Source organism: Streptomyces sp. NPDC048825 (genome assembly GCF_043198355.1).
Taxonomy (GTDB): domain Bacteria; phylum Actinomycetota; class Actinomycetes; order Streptomycetales; family Streptomycetaceae; genus Streptomyces; species Streptomyces xiangluensis.
Genome location: NZ_JBICUR010000016.1, coordinates 189,905 through 211,708 on the forward strand (window position 1 = coordinate 189,905; position 21,804 = coordinate 211,708).

General features: G+C 69.5%; 15 protein-coding genes and 1 pseudogene. 11 read left to right on the forward strand and 5 right to left on the reverse strand.

Annotation, left to right across the window (positions count from 1 at the left end; translation table 11 throughout):
- Nucleotides 1–18: 18 nt before the first annotated feature.
- Nucleotides 19–1,167 (reverse strand): serine hydrolase domain-containing protein, encoded by a 1,149-nt coding sequence (locus tag ACGFNK_RS33390; protein WP_393421870.1) that lies wholly within the window; start codon nucleotides 1,165–1,167, stop codon nucleotides 19–21.
- 276 nt (nucleotides 1,168–1,443) lie between these two features.
- Here ACGFNK_RS33390 and ACGFNK_RS33395 point away from each other — a divergent pair, with 276 nt between their 5' ends.
- Entirely contained in the window at nucleotides 1,444–2,727 is a 1,284-nt protein-coding gene (locus ACGFNK_RS33395; RefSeq protein ID WP_393421872.1) for an alginate lyase family protein, read from the forward strand.
- A gap of 23 nt (nucleotides 2,728–2,750) precedes the next feature.
- Nucleotides 2,751–4,397, forward strand: coding sequence for an RNA polymerase sigma factor (locus ACGFNK_RS33400; protein ID WP_393421874.1), 1,647 nt, complete (start codon nucleotides 2,751–2,753; stop codon nucleotides 4,395–4,397).
- On the opposite strand, the gene ACGFNK_RS33405 is transcribed toward ACGFNK_RS33400, so the two are convergent.
- Nucleotides 4,394–5,092: a glycerophosphodiester phosphodiesterase gene (locus tag ACGFNK_RS33405; protein ID WP_393421876.1), complete on the reverse strand. Its 699-nt coding sequence runs from the start codon at nucleotides 5,090–5,092 to the stop codon at nucleotides 4,394–4,396. The genes ACGFNK_RS33400 and ACGFNK_RS33405 overlap by 4 nt on opposite strands.
- 18 nt (nucleotides 5,093–5,110) lie before the next feature.
- A pseudogene (locus tag ACGFNK_RS33410) lies at nucleotides 5,111–6,300 on the reverse strand (adenosine deaminase).
- Nucleotides 6,301–6,645: 345 nt separating this feature from the next.
- Between ACGFNK_RS33410 and ACGFNK_RS33415 the strand changes: the two are divergent.
- From ACGFNK_RS33415 to ACGFNK_RS33440, 6 genes are all read left to right on the forward strand, one after another.
- The gene (locus ACGFNK_RS33415; protein WP_393421878.1) at nucleotides 6,646–7,302 is read left to right on the forward strand and encodes a DUF4190 domain-containing protein; all 657 of its coding nucleotides are present in this window, start codon (nucleotides 6,646–6,648) and stop codon (nucleotides 7,300–7,302) included.
- A gap of 362 nt (nucleotides 7,303–7,664) precedes the next feature.
- Complete coding sequence (locus ACGFNK_RS33420; RefSeq protein WP_393421880.1) at nucleotides 7,665–8,858, forward strand: spermidine/putrescine ABC transporter substrate-binding protein; 1,194 nt, start codon at nucleotides 7,665–7,667, stop codon at nucleotides 8,856–8,858.
- Between the two features lie 5 nt (nucleotides 8,859–8,863).
- Nucleotides 8,864–10,027 (forward strand): ABC transporter ATP-binding protein, encoded by a 1,164-nt coding sequence (locus tag ACGFNK_RS33425; RefSeq protein WP_386342073.1) that lies wholly within the window; start codon nucleotides 8,864–8,866, stop codon nucleotides 10,025–10,027.
- A complete protein-coding gene (locus tag ACGFNK_RS33430; protein ID WP_393421882.1) occupies nucleotides 10,024–10,950 on the forward strand; it encodes an ABC transporter permease in 927 nt (308 codons plus the stop codon). The genes ACGFNK_RS33425 and ACGFNK_RS33430 overlap by 4 nt, the downstream gene beginning before the upstream one ends.
- Nucleotides 10,951–11,751, forward strand: a complete 801-nt coding sequence (locus ACGFNK_RS33435; protein ID WP_393421884.1) for an ABC transporter permease — start codon at nucleotides 10,951–10,953, stop codon at nucleotides 11,749–11,751.
- Nucleotides 11,748–13,151, forward strand: coding sequence for an NAD(P)/FAD-dependent oxidoreductase (locus ACGFNK_RS33440; RefSeq protein WP_393421886.1), 1,404 nt, complete (start codon nucleotides 11,748–11,750; stop codon nucleotides 13,149–13,151). The genes ACGFNK_RS33435 and ACGFNK_RS33440 overlap by 4 nt, the downstream gene beginning before the upstream one ends.
- A gap of 11 nt (nucleotides 13,152–13,162) precedes the next feature.
- Here the strand turns inward: ACGFNK_RS33440 and ACGFNK_RS33445 are convergent, their stop codons facing one another.
- Both ACGFNK_RS33445 and gabT read right to left on the reverse strand, forming a co-directional pair.
- Nucleotides 13,163–13,768, reverse strand: a complete 606-nt coding sequence (locus ACGFNK_RS33445) for a phosphatase PAP2 family protein (RefSeq protein WP_393421888.1) — start codon at nucleotides 13,766–13,768, stop codon at nucleotides 13,163–13,165.
- Nucleotides 13,769–14,144: 376 nt separating this feature from the next.
- Nucleotides 14,145–15,494 (reverse strand): 4-aminobutyrate--2-oxoglutarate transaminase, encoded by a 1,350-nt coding sequence (gene gabT, locus ACGFNK_RS33450; protein ID WP_393421890.1) that lies wholly within the window; start codon nucleotides 15,492–15,494, stop codon nucleotides 14,145–14,147.
- Nucleotides 15,495–15,781: 287 nt separating this feature from the next.
- Between gabT and ACGFNK_RS33455 the strand changes: the two genes are divergently transcribed.
- The 3 genes from ACGFNK_RS33455 to ACGFNK_RS33465 all read left to right on the forward strand — a co-directional run bounded on the left by ACGFNK_RS33455 (nucleotide 15,782) and on the right by ACGFNK_RS33465 (nucleotide 21,674).
- Nucleotides 15,782–17,893, forward strand: coding sequence for an ATP-binding protein (locus tag ACGFNK_RS33455; protein ID WP_393421892.1), 2,112 nt, complete (start codon nucleotides 15,782–15,784; stop codon nucleotides 17,891–17,893).
- A gap of 168 nt (nucleotides 17,894–18,061) precedes the next feature.
- Nucleotides 18,062–19,747: a PucR family transcriptional regulator gene (locus ACGFNK_RS33460; protein ID WP_393421894.1), complete on the forward strand. Its 1,686-nt coding sequence runs from the start codon at nucleotides 18,062–18,064 to the stop codon at nucleotides 19,745–19,747.
- Nucleotides 19,748–20,210: 463 nt separating this feature from the next.
- Nucleotides 20,211–21,674, forward strand: coding sequence for an aldehyde dehydrogenase family protein (locus ACGFNK_RS33465; RefSeq protein WP_393421896.1), 1,464 nt, complete (start codon nucleotides 20,211–20,213; stop codon nucleotides 21,672–21,674).
- Nucleotides 21,675–21,804: the final 130 nt, after the last annotated feature.

The following is a 21,804-nucleotide window of genomic DNA, read 5'->3' on the forward strand; positions in this document are numbered from 1 at the left end:
AGGCCCGCACTTTCGTGCTCAGAACCCGAAGGCGGCGCGGAGGATCCGCTCCTCCACCGGGTTCATGGCCACGGCCTTCGCGTCGGTCGCGTTGATCGAGTGGACGAGGGTGCGGGAGAGGTCGGGGGTCGTGGCGATCACCGTGCGGTAGCCGGGGCGGGAGCCGGACTTGAGCCAGAGGATGAGGCCATCCTTGCTGTAGTACTGCAGACCCGCGCTCATGGTCGGCTCGCCCTCCTCGACCTTCGGCAGAGTGAGCATCTCCTTCTTCAACAAGGGCTGTGGGACTACCTTTCCGCGGAACAGGCCGAGGAGCAGGCGTTCCAGGTCCGCCGTCGTGGAGATCATGTCGCCTGCCGCCCAGCGGTCAGACATGTTCCACTCCGTGGCGTCCACGAGGCGGCCGTCGGTGAGTTTCTGGTAGCCGCGGTTGTGGGGGCCGTGGATGCGGGGGTCGGATCCGCAGGGGAATGATGTGTGCTGCATGCCGAGCGGCTTGAAGATTCGTATGGCCGCCTGGTGTTCGTACGAGTCGTCCGTGACCTTCTCGATGAGCATGCCGAGCACGGTGTAGTCGATGTTGCCGTACGCCTGCCGCCGGCCCGGATCGAACGCGGGCCCCTTGGTGACGGACGAGGCCACGACCTCCTCGGGCGTCAACGTCTTGTAGCGGTTCTCGAAGCCCTCACCGTCTGCGTCGCCCAGTGAGATGCCCGGTTGCAGGCCACTGGTGAAGGTCAGCAACTGCCGTACGGTAATGGGGTCGAAGTCGTCCGAGAGCAGGCCGGGAAGGTACGTCTGGACGTGCCCGTCCAGGTCCACCTCCCCCTCGGCCGCGAGCTGGAGCACGACGGCCGCCGTGACCACCTTGGTCGTGGAGCCGGCCCGGAAGCGTCCGTGTTCCAGGGCCGCACGACCGGTGGTGAGGTCGCGTACTCCGGCGCTGCCGTGCCAACTGCCGCCCGTGCCACCGACCCGTACGAGCGCGGCCGTCGCGTTCTTGTCCGGCAGGTCGGCGATCGCGGCACGCAGGGCTTCGGCGTTGGGGCCGTCGGCCGTCCGCACGACCGTTGTGGCGGGGGAGGCGGCAGCGGCCCCCGCCAGGGGCCCGGCTGCGAGGCCCAGGACGACGAGAGCGGCACAGGCGGTACGGACACGGGCATGCATCAGGCGACTCCTCGAGGTGGTGGATCTTCATCCTCAGCGCGTACGCATCCCGAGCGGATCATCACGGCGGAGGGCACCGCCCCTGGCCCGACCCCCAGTCAACTGACGTGCCGGTCAAGGGTGTTGTCAGGGGCATCCCTTAAGGCCCTCGGTCGTATCCGTGAAAAATTGTTATCGCGGAGAGATTTCCTCCGTCTCCTGTACACACGCGGCACACAAGTCCCACCTGACACCAACAAGCCGCGGCCCAGACTCGTTGTCGTACAGGAGCTCTTCATGGCAGAGCACAACAGGCACCGCATAAGCCGTCGCGACATGGTCAAGATCGCCGGAGGCGTGGCCGCCGGCGGCGCGGTGGGCGGCATGGCGGTCTCGCTGAGTGGCCGCGACTCGGCCGGTGCCGCGCAGACCGGTACGCCCGCCTCGTCGCCCAGCACCTCCAGTACCGCCGCCCCCGAAGCGGCCTTCGCGCACCCCGGGCTGCTGCACAACGCCGGCGACCTCAACCGCGCCAAGACGCGCGTCGCCGCAAAGGCGGAGCCCTGGCTGGCGGGCTGGCAGCGGCTGATCGCCAACCGGCATTCCGCGAGCACCTGGAAGCCCAACGCTCGGGACACGATCATCCGTGGCGGCGCGGGCCAGAACTACGGCATCCTCTTCAACGACATCCACGCCGCCTACCAGAACGCCCTGCGCTGGAAGATCGCCGGCACGAAGGAGAACGCCGAGGCGGCCGTCGCGATCCTCAACGCCTGGTCGGCCACGTTCACCACGCTCACCGGGAACTCCGACCGGTTCCTGGCGTCCGGCATCTACGGCTACCAGTTCGCGAACGCCGCCGAACTCGTGCGCGACTACCCTGGCTTCGACCTGTCCCGCTTCAAGAAGATGCTGCTCAACGTCTTCTACCCGCTGAGCGACGACTTCCTGAAGCGCCACAACGGCGCCTTCATCACCAACTACTGGGCGAACTGGGACCTCTGCAACATCGCCGCCATCATGGCGATCGGCATCCTGTGCGACGACACCGCCAAGTTCGACCAGGCCGTGGAGTACTTCAAGAACGGCGAGGGCAACGGCTCCATCAAGCACGCCGTCCCCTTCGTGTACGAGGACCAGGGCCTGGCCCAGTGGCAGGAGTCCGGCCGCGACCAGGGCCACACCGTGATGGGCATCGGTCTGATGGGCTCGGTCTGCGAGATGGCGTGGAACCAGGGCGTCGACTTCTACGGCCACGACAACAACCGCCTGATGAAGGCCGCCGAGTACGTCGCCAAGTACAACCTGGGTGGAGATGTCCCCTTCACCCAGTACACCTGGGGCACCGGGACGCGGGGCGACCGCCGCGAGCAGGCCGTGATCTCCAACATAGGCCGGGGCCAGATTCGCCCGGTTTGGGAGCTCTTGCACAACCACTACGCCCGGCGCCGCCGAATCTCAGTCCCCCATGTCACGGCGATGGCTGAGAAAGTACGTGCCGAAGGAGGCGGAGGAGACTACGGAGCCAACAGTGGCGGCTTCGACCAACTGGGCTTCGGGACGCTCCTCTACAGCAAGTGACACATGTGCGGGAAGGGACGTACGTGGACGGTCGGCAGTGGCGTACGATCATCGCGGCAGCGCAGGCCGGTGACCGGCGCGCGCTCGACGAGCTGGTCAAGGGCTGGCTGCCGCTGGTCTACAACATCGTCGGCCGAGCACTCAACGGTCACGCGGACGTCGACGACGTCGTGCAGGAGACCATGCTCCGGGCCGTGGACAACCTCGGCTCGCTGCGCGATCCGGACAGTTTCCGCTCCTGGCTGGTCGCCATAGCGATGCGGCAGATACGGGACCGGGCACGGCGCCGTACGTCCGAGTCGCTGGCCGAGAACGCCGCGCACGACGCCGCCGACTTCGCCGAACTGACCGTACTGCGACTTCAGTTGGAGGGGCAGCGACGCGAGGTCGCGGAGGCGGTGCGCTGGCTCGACGACGAGGACCGGCAGCTCCTCTCGCTGTGGTGGCTGGAGGTCGCGGGCGAGCTCACCCGGCGCGAGCTGGCGTCGGCCCTCGGCATCAGCCGGCAGCACACCGCCGTGCGCGTCCAGCGGATGAAGGCCCGCCTGGAGACCGCGCGGGGCATCGTGCGGGCGCTCGACTCGTCCTGCCCTGATCTGCGCGAGGTCACCGCCCGCTGGGACGGGCAGCCCGACTCGGTGTGGCGCAAGCGGCTGGCCCGGCACATACGGGACTGCCTCCACTGTTCCGGGCGCCGCGAGAAGGTCGTACCGGCCGAACGCCTGCTGGTCGGGCTCGCGCTCGTCCCCGTCCCGGTCGGCTTCACGCTCTCGCTGGTCTTCGGCGGCAAGACGGCGGTCGCCGCGACGACGGCCGCCACGACCGTCGGCTGGTCCGCCAAGATCGTCGGCGCTTTCACCAAGCCGGCGGTGGCCATGACGGCCGGGGCGACGATGGTCGCGGGCGGCGCCTACGTCGTCACGCAGCCGCCGGACGAGCCGCGCCCCCGCGTCGCGGCCCCCACGGCGGCGAGCACGGTCCGCCCGAGACCGTCGCCCACGCCGACGCCCACCCCCTCACCCACGAGGAGGGCCAGCCTCTACGGCACGGTCGTCGACACCGTCGACCAGGCACCCGACCCGAACGCGCGTCCCGCCGAGCTGCCGCGCCGGCCCGAGTCCGGCATCACCAGCACCGGTGGCGGGCGGGCCGTGATGCAGCACCGCGGCGAGAGCGTGACGCTCAGCGGCCAGGGCTACGTACTGGTGCGCTGGCAGATCTCCCCGCACGACCGGCCCGGCGGCCTGGTCATGCCGACCTGGACGGGCCTGCGGGGCAAGATCTTCCACGTCGCGTCCGGCGGCGGCCGACGAATGGACGACGCCGGTGGCACCCGGCCCGGCTATGCCACCGGAATGGGCAGCCCGGACATCGGCTTCACCGTCCTGCCGGAGGGCACCCAGCAGATGTGGCAGAACGAGTTCTTCTACGTCGACGGCACCGTCACCCTCAATGTCAACGAGCGCGGCGCCTCCTACGGCCTGGCCGTCTTCCCGACGGACTGGGAAGCGGTGAACAAGGACATCACGACCGGCCCTGAACAGGGCGCCATCCGCTACGGCCTCACCCGCGACAACGGCAAGGACACCGCTCCGGTGCCTCAGTACGTCACCCGCTCGAGGCCCACCGACCCGGCGACGGTGCCACAGCGCTCCCGAGTGACGACCTAGGGGGCTTCTGACGGCACCTGGCGCAGTGAGCACAGCGTGTCGATGCGGTTCGTCGTGATCGAGTCGGCTCCCGCGTCGAGGAGGCGGCGCATGGAGCGGCGGGTGTCGGGGGTCCAGGCCGACAGGAGGTAGCCGTCGCGGTGGACGCGGGCGGCGATGTCGCGGTCCACCAGGCTGAAGCGGTAGTTGAGCCAGCGGGGGCGTATGGCTTCCAGGAGGATGGGGCGCGGCGGCGCCAGGGTGGTCCAGGTGAGGGCGATCTCCGCGGCGGGGTCGGCCGCGCGGACGGCGAGCATGGTCTCGGCGCCGGCGCTGTAGTACACGCGCTCGTCGGCGCCGAGATCGCGGATGACGTCGACGATCCGGCGTACGGCCCGGGGGTTCGCGGTGCCCGGCAGGTCGACCATGAAGCGGCCGTGGCCGGTCGCCTTCAGGGCCTCCTCCAGGGTGGGAACGCCACCGAAGGTGAGTCCGTGCACCTCGTCCGCGGAGAGCGAGAGCAGCGGCCGGTCGTGTTCCCACAGCCGCTTCAGCGTCGCGTCGTGCAGCAGCACCGGCACATCGTCGCGGGTCAGCCGGACATCGAACTCGACGGCGTCCGCGCCCCGTTGGAGCGCGGAACGCAGCGAGTCGATCGTGTTCTCGCGGACGCGGTAGGGGTCGCCGCGATGGGCCACGGCAGTCACGGTGCGCATGGGCCCATTGTGCTGGCTTCAGTTCGCGAGCCATGCCCCGGTGTAGGTGTCGATCTCCCCGGCCAGCCCCGCCTTGCCGGCCGGGTCGAGGAACGAGGCCTCGACGGCGCTCTTGGCGAGCGCGGCGAGCCCCTGTTCATCGAGGTCAAGGAGGCGGGCGGCCACCGCGTACTCGTTGTTGAGGTCCGTGCCGAACATCGGCGGATCGTCGGAGTTGATCGTCACGAGCACCCCGGCCCGTACGAACTCCTTGATCGGGTGCTCGTCGAGCGCCCGGACCGCGCGCGTGGCGACGTTGGAGGTCGGGCAGACCTCCAGGGCGATGCGGTGCTCGGCGAGGTGCGCGAGCAGCTTCGGGTCCTCGGCGGAGCTCGTGCCGTGTCCGATGCGCTCGGCGCGCAGCTCGGTCAGTGCGTCCCAGACGGTACCCGGCCCGGTCGTCTCACCCGCATGCGGCACGGAACGCAACCCGGCCGCGATCGCGCGGTCGAAATACGGCTTGAACTGCGGCCGGGCCACGCCGACTTCGGGTCCGCCGAGCCCGAACGAGACAAGGCCCTCCGGCCGGAGCTTGTCCGTGGTGGCGAGCCGGGTGGTTTCCTCGGCGGCCTCGAGGCCCGCCTCTCCCGGAATGTCGAAGCACCAGCGCAGTACGGTCCCGAAGTCGGCCTCGGCTGCCTTGCGGGCGTCCTCGATCGCGTCCATGAACGCGCCCTCGTCGATGCCGCGACGGGTCGAGGAGAACGGCGTGACGGTCAGCTCGGCGTACCGGATCTGCTGCCGCCCCATGTCGCGGGCGATCTCGTACGTGAGCAGGTGTACGTCCTCGGGGGTGCGGATGAGGTCCACGACGGACAGGTACACCTCGATGAAGTGGGCGAAGTCCGTGAACGTGAAGTAGTCGACGAGCGCCTCGGGATCGGTCGGCACCTTGGAGTCGGGGTGACGGGCGGCCAGTTCGGAGACGATACGGGGGGAGGCGGAGCCGACGTGGTGCACGTGGAGTTCGGCCTTGGGCAGCCCGGCGATGAAGTTGTGCAGGTCGCGCGGAACGGGCCCGGTGGGCACGGCGGGCGGGACGCTCGGGTCGCGGTGGTCGGTCACGGGTTCCTCCCCGGGAACGGCGCCCTGCCTGTGTCCGGCGGGCGCGGGTGATCGGCTGATCGGTGGTGCGGGATGGTGCGGGGATCATCGTAGGCCGGGGCCATGGCCCGTGGTCCGGCCGTAGCATGACGGAACGTACGACAGAGGGGACTCCGCGCATGTCCGACGCCGCGCAGCCGCCGGGTACGCCGGGGAACGGCGACCCGAACCCATGGGCTCCGCCCGAACAGCGGACTCCGGCGGCCGGAGCCGCGAGCCCTGGTCCGCAGGATGCGGCTCCCCAGCCGGGGGTTTCTCTGGACAAGGCGGGCGCTGAGCCGAATCCGTGGGGTGCGCCTGACGCGGCTGCGTCGCGACCGAGCGCGGGTTCAGGTCCGGGAGCGGGGGCGTCCGTTGCGCCCGACGGTGCCGGGGGCTCCGGGCAGCGGGGCGGGTCCGGCTCGCCTTCTGTGCATGACCAGCCGACGGTCACCTCGATACCGGGCACGGGTACGCCGCCTTCGCCGGGTGCCCAGCCCTGGGCCAATCCTGTGGCTCCGCCGGGTGCGTCTGCCTACGGCAATTCGTACGGGGGCCCGGACGGTGCGCCCCCGAGTCCGTCGAATCCGTCCGGCAATCCCTTCGCTGCCCCGGGCGGCGGCCCCGGCGAACCCGTTCCTCCGCCTCCCATCTCCCCGGAGGGGCCGGGCCAGGCGCCCTATGGATATGGCTACGGCTACCAGGGCCGGCCCTACTACCCGGCCACCCCCGGCGGCGGTCCCGGTTACGGCTGGCCCGGGATGCCGATGGCGCCGAGCAACGGGATGGGCACGACGGCGCTGGTGCTGGGGATCGTCTCGGCGGTTGGTTTCTGCCTCTGGCCGGTGGCCATCATCCTGGGCATTCTCGCGGTGATCTTCGGTGCGATCGGGCGCGGCAAGGCGCGGCGCGGTGAGGCCACCAACGCCGGCCAGGCGCTGGCCGGGATCATCTGCGGTGTCGCGGGCATGGCGCTGGGCGTGACCATGCTCGTGCTGCTCATCATCGCTCCCGGGCTGCTCTCCGACAGCGAGTCCGACTACTCGAACCCGGGCGACGACGGATTCAACACGTCCTTCGTCGCCTGACGCCAGGGCCCCCGCCGGTGTGGGTGGGAGGGTGCTTTTCCCCAGCCCCACCCCTTCCCGAAACGGGGGGCTGCGCCCCCAGACCCCCAAAAGGGGGTGGGGGCGACACGTCGTGTCTCGGCTGCGGGTTCGTTGTGGCTTGTCGCGCCCGCGCGGCGGAGCCGCAAATTGATACAGCCCCGCGCCCCTAAGAGGGGCGCTCCCGGAGCCGTCAGCTGATCAACAGATTCCGTCGCTTAATCAAATGGAAACAACGGAATCACTTGTTGGACAGGTCCCCCTCTGTCAGGATCAGCCTTCAAATCGAGCTGCAGCCACGCCACCCCACCCCGGAGGGGATCGCGACGGCGGAGGAGATCGACATGGACCACCAACGAAACGGCCGGGCCTCCCTCAGCCGCCGCTCGCTACTGCGCGTCACCACCGGCGGCGCCCTCGCCCTCGGCGGTGCCGCGACGCTGAGCGCCTGCGGCATCCCGGCGGCGAAGAACACCGCAGGGGTCGACTCCGACGACCACTCGGCCAAGGAGAAGCGGATCAGCTTCTCCAACTGGACCGAGTACATGGATGTCGACGACAGCGAGAAGCGTCACCCCACCCTCGACGCGTTTGCCAAGCGCACCGGCATCAAGGTCAAGTACACCGAGGACATCAACGACAACGTCGAGTTCTTCGGCAAGATCAAGCCACAGCTGGCCGCAGGCCAGGACACCGGCCGCGACCTCATCTGCGTCACCGACTGGCTGGCCGCCCGGCTCATCCGCTTCGGGTGGGTCCAGAAACTGGACCCGTCCAACCTGCCGCACGCCTACGCCAACCTCTCCCAGCAGTTCCGCAACCCCGACTGGGACCCGGGACGCGCGTACTCCTATCCCTGGACCGGCATCTCCACGGTCATCGCGTACAACAAGAAGGCACTCGACGGCGTCGAGGTGAAGTCCGTCTCCGACATGCTCGACAACCCCAGGCTCAAGGGACGCGTCGGCTTCCTGTCGGAGATGCGCGACAGCATCGGCATGACGCTGCTCGACATGGGCAAGGACCCGGCGAAGTTCACCGACGACGACTACGACGCGGCGATCGCCCGCCTCCAGAAGGCCGTCGACAAAGGGCAGATCCGCCGCTTCACCGGCAACGATTACACGGCCGACCTCACCAAGGGCGACTTCGCGGCCTGCCTCGCCTGGGCCGGTGACGTCGTTCAGCTCAAGGCCGACAGCCCGGACGTCGACTTCCTCATCCCGGACAGCGGATACGTGACATCGACGGACAACCTGCTGGTCCCGAGCAAGGCCCGCCACAAGACCAACGCCGAACGGCTCATCGACTACTACTACGAGCCCGGCCCGGCCGCCCAGCTCGCCGCGTACATCAACTACGTGTGTCCTGTGAACGGTGTGAAAGCCGAACTCGCGAAGATCGACGAGGACGCGGCGAACAACCCGCTGATCATTCCCGACGCGGCCATGGCCGCCAAGTCGCGCTCCTTCCGCTCACTGAGCACCAAGGAAGAGACGGCCTACGAAGAGAAGTTCGCAAAGCTCACAGGGGCGTGACCACCATGACGAACGACACCAGCGGCGATGTCCGCCTCTCCGGAATCAGCAAGACGTACGGCTCCTTCACCGCCGTGCACCCCCTCGACCTGACCGTCCCCCAGGGATCGTTCTTCGCCCTCCTCGGGGCGTCGGGCTGCGGCAAGACCACCACCCTGCGGATGATCGCCGGCCTGGAGGAACCCACGTCGGGCACCGTCGCACTCGGCGACCAGGACGTGACGAACCTGCCGCCGTACAAGCGGCCGGTGAACACCGTCTTCCAGTCGTACGCCCTCTTCCCGCACCTCGACATCTTCGAGAACGTCGCCTTCGGTCTGCGCCGGCGCGGCGTCAAGTCGGTGAAGAAGCAGGTCGAGGAGATGCTGGAGCTCGTCCAACTCGGCGAGCAGGCCCGCAAGAAACCGCACCAGCTCTCCGGCGGCCAGCAGCAGCGCGTCGCCGTCGCCCGCGCGCTGATCAACCACCCCAAGGTGCTGCTCCTCGACGAACCCCTCGGCGCCCTCGACCTCAAGCTGCGCCGCCAGATGCAGCTCGAACTCAAACGCATCCAGACCGAGGTCGGCATCACCTTCATCCACGTCACGCACGACCAGGAGGAGGCCATGACGATGGCCGACACGGTCGCCGTGATGAACGCGGGCCGGGTCGAGCAGCTCGGCTCGCCCGCCGACCTCTACGAGAACCCCAATACGACCTTCGTCGCCAACTTCCTCGGCACCTCGAATCTCATCGAGGCCGAGGTCGACACGACGAGCGGCGACGAGATCGTGCTCAGGGCGGGCGGTGGCAAGCTGTCCCTGCCGGCCGCGCGCTGTTCGGCGCCCACCACGACAGGCGGCAAGGTCCTCGTCGGCATCCGCCCCGAGAAGATCTCCCTCACGCACGCCGACGACGCGGGCTCGATCCCCGATGGCCGCAACCGCATCACCGGGACGATCGCCGACACCAGTTTCATCGGCGTCTCCACGCAGTACGTCATCGACAGCCCCGTCTGCCCCGAGTTCGAGGTCTACGCCCAGAACATCGACCGCGACGCCCGGCTCGTCCCCGGCACCGACGTCGTCCTGCACTGGAGCCCGGCGCACACCTTCGGCCTCGACGCGACGCAATCCATCGACGCGGGTGTCGCGGGCGTGGAGACGGTCTCGGAAGAGGCCTCGGCATGACGACCCTCACCGAGGCGCCACCGCCTCTCGCCCCAGCCCCTCAGAAGAAGCCCCCGCGCAGAAGAGGCCGCCTCACCCCGTACTGGCTGCTCCTGCCCGGCATCCTCTGGCTGCTGCTCTTCTTCGCACTGCCGATGGTCTACCAGGCCTCCACGTCCGTGCAGACGGGCTCCCTGGAGGAGGGCTACAAGGTCACCTGGCACTTCGCGACCTACTGGGACGCGGTGTCCGACTACTGGCCGCAGTTCCTGCGCTCGGTGCTCTACGCCGGCACCGCCACCGTCCTGTGTCTGCTGCTCGGCTACCCGCTCGCGTATCTGATCGCGTTCCGCGCGGGCCGCTGGCGCAATCTCATCCTGATCCTGGTCATCGCGCCGTTCTTCACCAGCTTCCTGATCCGTACGCTCGCCTGGAAGACGATCCTCGCGGACGGCGGCCCGGTCGTCGGCGCCCTCAACTCGCTGCACCTGCTCGATGTCACGAGCTGGCTCGGCATCACGGCCGGTGACCGCGTCCTTGCCACGCCGCTCGCGGTGGTCTGCGGACTCACGTACAACTTCCTGCCGTTCATGATCCTGCCGCTCTACACCTCGCTCGAGCGCATCGACGGACGCCTCCACGAGGCGGCGAACGACCTGTACGCCAAGCCGTTCACGACCTTCCGCAAGGTGACCTTCCCGCTGTCCATGCCGGGTGTCGTCTCCGGCACGCTCCTCACGTTCATCCCCGCCAGCGGTGATTACGTCAATGCCGATCTGCTCGGCTCCACGGACACCCGCATGGTCGGAAACGTGATCCAGGGCCAGTTCCTGCGTGTTCTCGACTATCCGACGGCCGCGGCTCTTTCGTTCATCCTCATGGCCGCGATCCTCGTCATCGTCACGCTCTACATCCGCAAGTCGGGGACGGAGGATCTGGTCTAAATGTCCCTCGTAGGCTGGCTCAAGCGCCATCTCGTCGTCATCGCGGGCCTGTTGACGCTCGGATATCTGCTCCTGCCGAACGCCGTCGTCACGGTCTTCTCCTTCAACAACCCGAAGGGCCGCTTCAATTACGAGTGGCAGCAGTTCTCCACGGAGGCGTGGACCGATCCGTGCGGGGTCGCCGATCTGTGCGGTTCGCTCGCGCTCAGCCTGCAGATCGCGGCCTGGGCGACGCTCGGCGCCACAGTGCTCGGCACGCTGATCGCCTTCGCGCTGGTCCGTTACCGCTTCCGTGCGCGCGGCGCCGTGAACTCGCTGATCTTCCTTCCCATGGCGATGCCCGAGGTAGTGATGGCCGCCTCCCTGCTGACCCTTTTCCTCAACATGGGGGCTCAGCTGGGTTTCTGGACAGTCCTGATCGCCCACATCATGTTCTGCCTCAGCTTCGTAGTGACAGCCGTCAAGGCGCGCGTCATGTCGATGGACCCGAAGCTGGAGGAAGCCGCGCGCGACCTGTACGCCGGGCCGCTCCAGACCTTCCTCCGGGTCACCCTGCCCATCGCGGCCCCCGGCATCGTCGCGGGCGCGCTGCTCGCCTTCGCGCTCTCCTTCGACGATTTCATCATCACCAATTTCAACGCCGGCGCGACCGTCACCTTCCCCATGTTCGTGTGGGGCTCGGCGCAACGCGGCACACCGGTCCAGATCAATGTCATCGGTACGGGCATGTTCATCGTCGCCGTACTGATCGTGCTGGCCGGAATGGTCATCAGCGGTCGCCGGAACAGGCAAAAGGCATGACCCCTTGGACAAAGTCACTCTCTGAAGCCCAGCCGGTCTCCTACTGGCTGGACGACCCCCGAAAGCCACACCCTGAGCCCGCCCTCACCACCGCCGAGACCTGCGATCTACTCGTCGTCGGCGGCGGCTACAGCGGAATGTGGACCGCGCTGCTCGCCAAGGAACGCGACCCGCAGCGGGACGTCGTGCTCGTCGAAGCCCGCGAGGCGGGCTGGGCCGCCTCCGGACGCAACGGCGGCTTCTGCGCCGCCTCGCTCACGCACGGACTGGCCAACGGCCTCGGCCGCTGGCCGGATGAGATCCACACCCTCCAGGAGCTGGGAGCGCGCAACCTCGACGCGATCGAGGCCACCGTCGCCCGCTACTCCCTCGACTGCGACTTCGAGCGCAGCGGCGAGATCGATGTCGCCACTGAGCCATACCAGGCCGCCGAACTCCGTGACTGGTACGGGGAGTTGGAGCGCCACGGACTCGAGGACGGCATCGAGTACCTGGACGCCGACGCCGTACGGCAACAAGTCGACTCACCGACATTCCTCGCCGGCCTCCACGACCGCCACGGCGTAGCGCTCCTGAACCCCGCCAGACTCGCCTGGGGCCTCAAACGCGCCTGCGTCGAGCTGGGCGTCCGCGTGTACGAGCACACTCCCGCGCTCGCCCTGAAGGCACACGGCGCAGGTATGGCCGTACGCACTCCGTACGGCATCGTCCGCGCCCGCCACGTCGCCCTCGGCACGAACGTCTTCCCCAACCTGGTCCGACGCGTCCGCTCGTACACCGTCCCGGTCTACGACTACGCCCTGATGACCGAGCCGCTCACCGACACCCAACGCGCCTCCCTCAGCTGGAAGAACCGCCAGGGCCTCGGCGACAGCGCCAACCAGTTCCACTACTTCCGGCTGTCGGCCGACAACCGTGTCCTGTGGGGCGGCTACGACGCGGTCTATCCGTACGGCGGCCGGGTCCGCGCCGAGTACGACGACCGCCCGGAGACGTACTCCAAGCTGGCCAGGCACTTCTTCGCCTGTTTCCCTCAGCTGGAGGGCGTCCGCTTCACCCACGCGTGGGGCGGCGCGATCGACACCTGCTCCCGCTTCTCCGCCTTCTTCGGTACGGCACATCAGGGGCGGGTCGCGTACGCGGCGGGCTACACGGGACTCGGCGTCGGGGCGACCCGCTTCGGCGCGGACGTGATGCTCGACCTGCTGGCGGGGGAGCGCACGGAACGTACATCCCTGGCCATGGTCCGCGAGAAGCCGCTCCCCTTCCCGCCGGAGCCCTTCGCCTGGACCGGCATCGCCCTCACCAAGTGGTCGCTGGCACGGGCGGACGCGCACGGCGGCCGGCGCAATCTGTGGCTGAAGACGCTGGACAGACTGGGCCTCGGCTTCGACAGCTGAGGCATGGGCTTCTAGCGGCGCCGAAAGCTGCGGGAGTTCAGGAACCCCCTGAGTGCGATCAGGAGCATCGCGCTCAGAACCAGACTCGCCACCACATCCAGCGGCCAGTGGTAGCCGCGCCGGACCAGACCGAATCCGACCGCGACGACCAATACCAGGCAGCCGATGGCGAGTTCACGACGGACGTACGAGCCGCGCAGCCAGGGCAGCAGAAGCAGGACAGCCGCTCCGTAGGCGACGGCGGCCGTCGCCGTGTGGCCCGAGGGGTAGTAGCCGTCGCCCGCCCCGCCGGGCGGACCTGTGCGCCCCACGGCCTCCTTCAGCGGGACGACCAGCGCGGGTACGGCTGCCATGGTGACCAGGGCCGCGAGCGCCGGCAGCCACCAGCGGGGCGTACCGGCGCCATGCGCGCGCCAGGCCACGTACGCGAGCGTCACGACCAGGACCGGGACCGCTACCGCGAAATTGCCGAGATCCGCGAGGAGTTCGGCGAAGCCGTCCGGCGGCGGGCCGTCCGCGATCGCCCGCCCGAGGCGCTCGTCGGCGCGGCGCAGCGGGCTGTCGACGGCGACCTGCCAGGTGAGGAACGCGAAGAGCAGGGCCAGAGGGGCCAGCACCGCCAGAGAAAAGGTCGGCCGCCCCGGAACAGGGGGGGTAGTTCCGAGGCGGCCGTAAAGACCGGGTCGTCGCACGCCCCGGGGGGTTTGGGGCGAGCGACTGTCCGATCGGTGAGGAGACCCTCCGGAGCCGGAAGCTCCAGTAGTGTGCGCGAGGGCACGACCAGGGCGAAGCTGGGGAGGCCCCGACCCTGTATCGCCCACAGTCCCCTGTGGGCGGGGTGTATCTCTCATCTGGGTAGAACTTACGACAGGGAATCGGAGTCCGACAGGCCGATTCGCCTCCCGCCATGCACCTCGCACACGTTCTTCACATGCCGTGCTTCTTGCCGCCTCACAGCGGAACCGGATGGGAGAACTCCTGCTCAGATGCGGGTCAGATGCGGGCGAATGCCTGCTCCAGGATGTCGAGACCCTCGTTCAGCAGATCCTCGCCGATGACCATGGGCGGCAGGAAGCGCAGCACGTTGCCGTAGGTCCCGCAGGTCAGGACCAGCAGGCCCTCCTGGTGGCAGGCCTTGGCGAGCGCGGCGGTGGCCTCCGGGTTCGGCTCCTTGGCGGCCACGCTTTCAGGAGAATCAGTCTTGACGAGCTCGATGGCCAGCATGGCGCCGCGTCCGCGGATGTCGCCGATGATGTCGTACTTCTCCTGCATGGCACCCAGACGCGCCTTCATGACCGTCTCGATGTGCCGCGCCATGGCGCTCAGGTCGAGCTCCTTCATCGTCTCGATCGAGCCGAGGGCGCCCGCGCAGGCGACGGGGTTGCCGCCGTAGGTGCCGCCCAGGCCGCCCACGTGCGCGGCGTCCATGATCTCGGCGCGGCCCGTGACGGCGGCCAGCGGCAGACCGCCCGCGATGCCCTTCGCCGTGGTGATCAGGTCGGGGACGATGCCCTCGTCCTCACAGGCGAACCACTGACCGGTGCGGCAGAACCCTGACTGGATTTCGTCCGCGACGAAGACGATTCCGTTGTCCCGCGCGAACCTGCTGAGCGCCGGCAGGAAGCCCTTCGCCGGCTCGATGAAGCCGCCCTCGCCGAGGAGCGGCTCGATGACGATCGCGGCCACGTTCTGAGCGCCCACCTGCTTGCTGATCTGGTCGATGGCCTGCGCGGCGGCCTCGGGGCCGCAGTTCTCGGGGCCAGTCGGCCAGCGGTAGCCGTACGCCATCGGCATGCGGTAGATCTCCGGAGCGAAGGGGCCGAAGCCCTGCTTGTACGGCATGTTCTTCGAAGTCAGCGCCATCGTCAGATTCGTACGCCCGTGATAGCCGTGGTCGAAGACGACGACGGCCTGGCGCTTGGTGTAGGCGCGGGCGATCTTCACGGCGTTCTCGACGGCCTCGGCGCCCGAGTTGAAGAGGGCCGACTTCTTGGCGTGGTCGCCGGGGGTCAGCTCGGCCAGTGCCTCGGCGACGGCCACATAGCCCTCGTACGGCGTGACCATGAAACAGGTGTGGGTGAAGTCGGCGAGCTGCGCGGATGCCCGGCGTACAACGGCCTCGGCGCTCGCACCGACGCCGGTCACGGCGATTCCGGAGCCGAAGTCGATCAGCCGGTTCCCGTCGACGTCCTCGATGATCCCGCCGTCCGCGCGCGCGGCGAACACGGGCAGCACGGACCCCACACCGGCCGCGACCGCGGCGGTACGGCGGGCCTGCAACTCCTGCGACTTCGGGCCGGGGATGGCGGTGATCACGCGGCGCTCCTGCGGAAGTGCGCTCATGGGGGGCTCCCTGGGGTCTTGCGGCGGGGTCTGGCGAGGGCTGTGCGGCGGGGTCTTTTCGGACAGTCCGCTTCTTTCTCCTTCTTTCCTCGCAGGCTAGGGCCGGGGGTGGGGAGTGGGCATGCTCCATGTGGGCGCTGTTGGCCTGTCGGGTTGTCCGTGGTGGACATGGCGGTGGACGAGGAGTCAAGCCCCGGCCCGGCCCGGTAAGCGGTGAACTCCCCCTGCGGGGGCATTAGATTGGCTCGCTGATGGTGGATCGAACGGCTGGTCAGGGGACAAGGGCGATGGACAGCGACGGCACGCAGGACGCACGGGGCACACACGCCGATCGTGTGCCGCGCCCGGCGGGGCCGCCTCAGGTACCGCCACGGCCCGCGCAGGCGCCGGGCGCGCCGCCGATGCCGGACGGCTCAGCCTTTCTGGCCTGGCTGCGGGCGCCCCGGCCAGAGGCGGCGCCGGGGGTGTGGCGGTTCGGGCACCGGCCGCGGCCGGACGAGGAGCCGGAGGCCGTCTCCAACCGGCAGTTGCTCAGCGGCGCGTTGATCGCCTTTCTCGTGGGATGGCTGATCTGGTCGCTGCTGTGGAACGGCTACCTGGGCGGCTGGTGGCTGGTGCCTCTCTACGCGATGATTCCCGACTCCTGGGCAGGGCCTGGCTCGTACAGTCGCGTGGTTCTCAGCTATACCTGGTACACCGTCGTGGCCCTGATGATCATGGTCAGCGTCGGGCGTCTCGGTCGGTGGGGCGAGGTATGGCGCCGGTTCGTGACCTCGCGCCTGCGACGGCAGCGGGAGCGGCCCGTCGCGCCGCCACCGCAGCGGGACCCCGCCGAGTGGCCCGGGCTCCGCGACGCCGGAGCCACCGACGCCGCCGAACGGCTCGCCGCCGAGGCCCGCTCCGGGCTGATGCGCGACGTCGACCAAGCGCGCATCACCCGCGCCTGGCAGGGCGTACGCAGCGGGCGGCACAGTCTCGCCACCTTCACCGGCGCCGTGCTCAAGGACGGCGCCGCCGCCTGTCTGCATCCTTCCGGCAAGCGGGATCTTCCTGGGCGACTCGCCCAGCACGACCTCGTCACCGGGCAGGTCCGGCTCGGTACGACCGCCGACGACGCGCGCAATCCGTACGCCTACCGCGGCACCGGACTCGGCCTCGGTCCGGAACTCCTCGGCACCTCCCTGCTCGCCGTCGGCCCCGCCGGATCCGGCAAGACCGACGGTGTCGTCCGGCCGCTCGCCGAGTCGCTGTGCCTGCACGCGCTCGCCGGGCGGGCCGCCGTCGTCGTGGTCGGGGCCGCGGGCGCGGGGCTCGGGCCGGTGGATGCGTACGACGTCGTCGTACGGGTCGGAAACCCCGAGTCCGTCTACGACCTCGACCTGTACGGCGGCACCACCGACCCCGACGAGGCGGCGGCCGTCCTCGCCGAGGCACTGGTCGGCGACCTCACCGATCCGCACCCCGGCGGAGACAGCCGCCGGTCCACCACCGTGCTCGCCCAGCTGCTCGGGCCGTATCGCGCCGTCCACGGGCGCTTCCCTTCCGTGCCCGAACTGCGGCAGCTTCTCGATGGCGCGCCCGGCCCGCTCGGCGCGCTGCGCAAGGCGCTCACAGAGGCCGGACAGGAGTCGCTGCTGCGCGAACTCGACGCACGAGAGCGGCAGTTGGGGCATCCGGGCGATGTCGGCGGAGCGCTGGCCGATCGAGTGGCGCTGCTGGACCGGCCCGCCTTCGCCGGGTTCTTCGATACGTCCGGTCAGTCCCAGCCCTTCTCCCTGCGCGCCCTGGACCACCCGGTGCGGGTGCGCATCGATCTGCCCGAACGCGGGCACGCCGACGCCTCGCGGATCCTGGCCCGGCTGGTGCTCGCGCAGTTCACGGCGAGTGTGGCGGTGCGCGAGGACCGGTCGTTGTTCGCGTGTCTGGTGCTGGACGACGCGACGGGGGTCATCACCCCCGAGGCGGTACGAGGAGTGCAGCGGCTGCGGTCCGCCAACGCCGGGGTGGTCATGACCCTGCGTACGCTCGACGATGCGCCGCGGCCGCTCAGGTCGCCGTTGCTCGGGGCGATCGGCTGCCGGGTGGCGTTGTCCGGGCTCACGCCCTGGGACGGGCAGGACTTCGCCGAGGTGTGGGGCAAGGAGTGGACCGAGGCGACGGACGTCACCGACCGGCAGATCATCGCCGAGACCCCGCTCGGCAAGACGGCCCACGCGCTGCGCCGAGTGATCACGGGACGTGCGCCCACCGCCCGGGCAGTCACCGTCCGCCAGGTCGAACGTGAGCGGTGGTCCGCGTCCGAGCTGGCGCATGCCGTTCCGCCGGGGCATGCGGTGCTGTCGCTCACGAGTGTGCGCGGGGAGCATGCGCCGCCCTTGCTGGTGGATCTTCGCGGCTGAGTCCGACAGGTGGCAGGACATCTGGACATAAGGTGACGCGGTCACCGTACAGTGAGGCAGAATCGGCACAGGTCGTTCATACGTGACGGCCAAAAGATCACACCCTCCGCCACTCACTGCACTTCCGCCGCTCCGGTGAAGGCCTGGCCAGGAAGACCTGAAGGTCCCATGCCCCCGACGCTCGCCTCGCTCGTCCAGCACTCGGCGCTCAAACTCACCGTGCGCGCGGGCGAGGAACACCTGGAACGGCCCGTCCGCTGGGCCCACGCCAGCGAACTCGCCGACCCCGTCCCGTACATGGAGGGCGGAGAGCTGCTCCTGATCACCGCGCTCCAGCTGGACGCGGAGGACCCCGAAGCCATGCGGCGCTATGTGAAGCGGCTCGCGGGGGCGGGAGTCGCGGGGCTCGGGTTCGCTGTCGGGGTCCACTACGAGGAGGTTCCGAAGGCGCTGGTCGACGCCGCGGAGAGCGAGAGTCTGCCCCTCCTCGAAGTCCCCCGGCGTACCCCCTTCCTCGCCATCAGCAAAGCCGTCTCCGCCGCGATCGCCGCCGATCAGTACCGCGCCGTGACCGCCGGCTTCGCCGCCCAACGCGAGCTGACCAAGCGGGCATTGAGCCAAGGACCCGAGGGCCTGCTGGCAGCGCTCGCCTCACAGATCGACGGCTGGGCCGCCCTGTACGACGCGACCGGTGCCGTCGTCGCGACGGCACCCGACTGGGCGGAGCGGCGGGCGGCTCTGCTCACCGCCGACGTGGAACGGCTGTGGGAGCGGCCCGTGCCCGCCAGTTCCGTCGTCGGAGGGTCCTCCGAGGACGGCGAGGACGAGGACCGCGTCGAGCTGCACTCGTTGGGGACGGGGCGGCGGCCTCTGGGGGCGCTGGCCGTGGGCACCGCCTCGGCACTGGGTACGGCCGAGAGGTACGCCGTGCATTCCGCGATCGCTCTGCTGACGCTCACGACGGAGCGGTCGCGGTCGTTGTATGCCGCGGAGCAGCGGATCGGGGCGGCCGTGCTGCGCATGCTGCTGGCGGGGCAGCCGGACCATGCGCGGGCCGCCGCCGGAGATCTGTACGGGGAACTGCTCGATGCTCCGTATCGCGTGATCCTGGCGGAGTCCGGGGCTGCGCCGGGTACGCGGGGCCGGGGCGTGGGCGGGGGCCTGCTCTCGACGTCGGCTTCAACTTCTCCCTCGGCTCCGGGAGCTGATGCGATGGCAGCCGAAGCCGGGGGCGACCCGGTGGGTGGGTTCGCGGAGGTTGTCGAGGCCGCGGCTGCTCGGTCGGGGGAGGCCGTGCTGGTCGTGCCCGATGGGGAGCGGCTGGTGGTCCTGGCCGCGGACGGGGGTGCGGTGGTTGCGTCCTGCGCCCAGTACGCGGAGGCGCTGATGGCCGATCGGGGTGCGGTGGAGCAGGGCGTGGACGAGGACGAGCTGGTGGTCGGACTGTCGGCTCCTGCCGGACCCATTGCCGCCGCGGCTGCCTATAAGCAGGCCGAACAGGCGCTGTCCGTTGCCCGGAGGCGGGGGCGGGTGCTGGTCGAGCACGAGGAACTGGCCGCCGGGTCTGTGGTGCCGTTGCTCGCGGATGACGCCGTGCGGGCGTTTGCGGACGGCTTGTTGCGTGCGCTGCATGAGCATGATGCGACGGGGCGGGGGGACTTGGTGGCCTCCCTGCGGGCCTGGTTGTCGCGGCACGGGCAGTGGGATGCGGCTGCGGCGGATCTTGGGGTGCATCGGCATACGTTGCGGTACCGGATGCGGCGGGTGGAGGAGATCCTGGGGCGGTCACTGGACGATCCGGATACGCGGATGGAGCTTTGGCTGGCTCTGAAGACGTCCGCGTCCGGCGGTTAGTTGGGGTGCGGGTGGGCGGGGGCTCGGGTGGGAGGGTTTTCTTCCCCAGGCCCGCCCCTTTCCGAAACCGGGGCTGCGCCCCAGGCCCCCCCGCCAGGGGGTGGGGGTGACAGGTCGTGTCGCGGCTGCGGGTGCGTGGTGGCTTGTCGCGCAGTTCCCCGCGCCCCTAAAGACAAAAAGCCTGCGACTCCCCGCGCCCCAGAAGAAGCCCGCACCCCCAACTACCCGCAGCGCCTCCTACCGGCGGGAGGGGACACCCCGACCCACCCACGCACCCAGGGGCGCGGGGCTGTGACATCAGCGGCTCCGCCGCGGGGCGCGAGCAACCACACACAACCCGCACTCGCCAAACTGGAGCACCAAGTGCGGCGAGTGGTACAACCCGGACAAGCCCCCGCCCCCGGCCGGCAGGCCTACCGTGGACCACGTCCAACACCACGCCAATCCGAAGGGCCGGACCCCCATGAAAGACACGCACGCCTTCTGGCTCGCCGGCCGCCAGGCCACAGGTGACACCACGTTCGAGGTCACGTCCCCCTGGGACGGCCACGTCGTCGGCACCGTGAGCGTGCCGAGCGACGCACAGGTCGACGAAGCCGTCGCCGCCGCGCACGGCGCCCGCGACGAGTTCGCCGCCACCCCGGCCCACATCCGCGCCGCCGTCCTCGACCACGTCTCCCGCCGCCTCCGAGAGCGAACCGAGGAGATCGCCCGCCTCATCTCCGCCGAGAACGGAAAGCCGCTCAAGTGGGCCCGCGGAGAAGTCGGCCGAGCCGTCTCCGTGTTCCGGCTCGCGGCCGAGGAGGCGCGCCGTTTCAACGGCGGAGAGGCCCAGCGCCTCGACAGCGATCCCGGCGGACAAGGACGGCTCGCCATCACACGCCGCTTCCCCAAAGGCGCCGTCCTCGGCATCGCACCCTTCAACTTCCCCCTCAACCTCTGTGCCCACAAGATCGCCCCAGCCATCGCCGCCGGCGTCCCGATCATCCTGAAGCCAGCCCCCGCGACCCCGCTCTCAGGTCTGATGATCGGCGAACTGCTCGCCGAAGCCGAAAGCGAAGCCGGCAGCGAACTCCCCGCCGGAGCGTGGAGCGTCCTCCCCGTCGCCAACGACCGCATGCCCGCCCTCGTACAGGACGAGCGCCTGCCCGTCATCTCGTTCACCGGCTCCGAGAAGGTCGGCTACTCGATCATGGACTCGGTGCCGCGCAAGCACTGCACCCTGGAACTGGGCGGAAACGGCGCGGCCGTAGTCCTGGCCGACTACGCCCGTGACGAGGACCTGGACTGGGCGGCAACCCGTATCGCCACCTTCTCCAACTACCAGGGCGGCCAGTCCTGCATCTCCGTCCAGCGAGTGATCGCCGACGCCTCTGTCTACGACCGGTTGGTGCCGCGTATCGTCGCCGCCGTCGAGGCCCAGGTGACCGGAGACCCCGCCGACGACGCGACCGACGTCGGCCCGCTGGTCAGCGAGGATGCCGCCAAGCGCGTGGAGGCGTGGGTCGACGAAGCGGTCGAGGCGGGGGCCAGGCTGCTGACCGGAGGCAAACGCGACGGGGCCTCGTACGCGCCGACGGTTCTCGCCGAGGTGCCGGCCGACGTCACCCTGTACTGCGAGGAGGTCTTCGGGCCCGTCCTTACCCTCCAGAAGGTGGAGGGGGAGGCCGCCGCCTTCGCCGCCGTCAACGATTCCAAGTACGGCCTCCAGGCAGGGGTGTTCACCCACGACCTGCAGACCGCCTTCCGCGCGCACCGTGCGCTGGAGGTCGGCGGCGTGATCATCGGAGACGTCCCCTCGTATCGCGCCGACCAGATGCCGTACGGCGGAGTGAAGCAGTCCGGAGTCGGGCGCGAGGGCGTGAAGTTCGCGATGGACGACTACACCTACGAACGGGTCATCGTGCTGACCGGGCTCAGCCTCTAGGCCAGGACTCAACCTCTAACCCAGGCCTCAGCCTCTAGCCAGGCCTCAGTGCCAGCCCAGGCCTCAGTCTCAGGAACAACTCAGCCGCCCTAGCTTCTGACAATCGTTTTCATGTAGTCTCGAGTCGTAT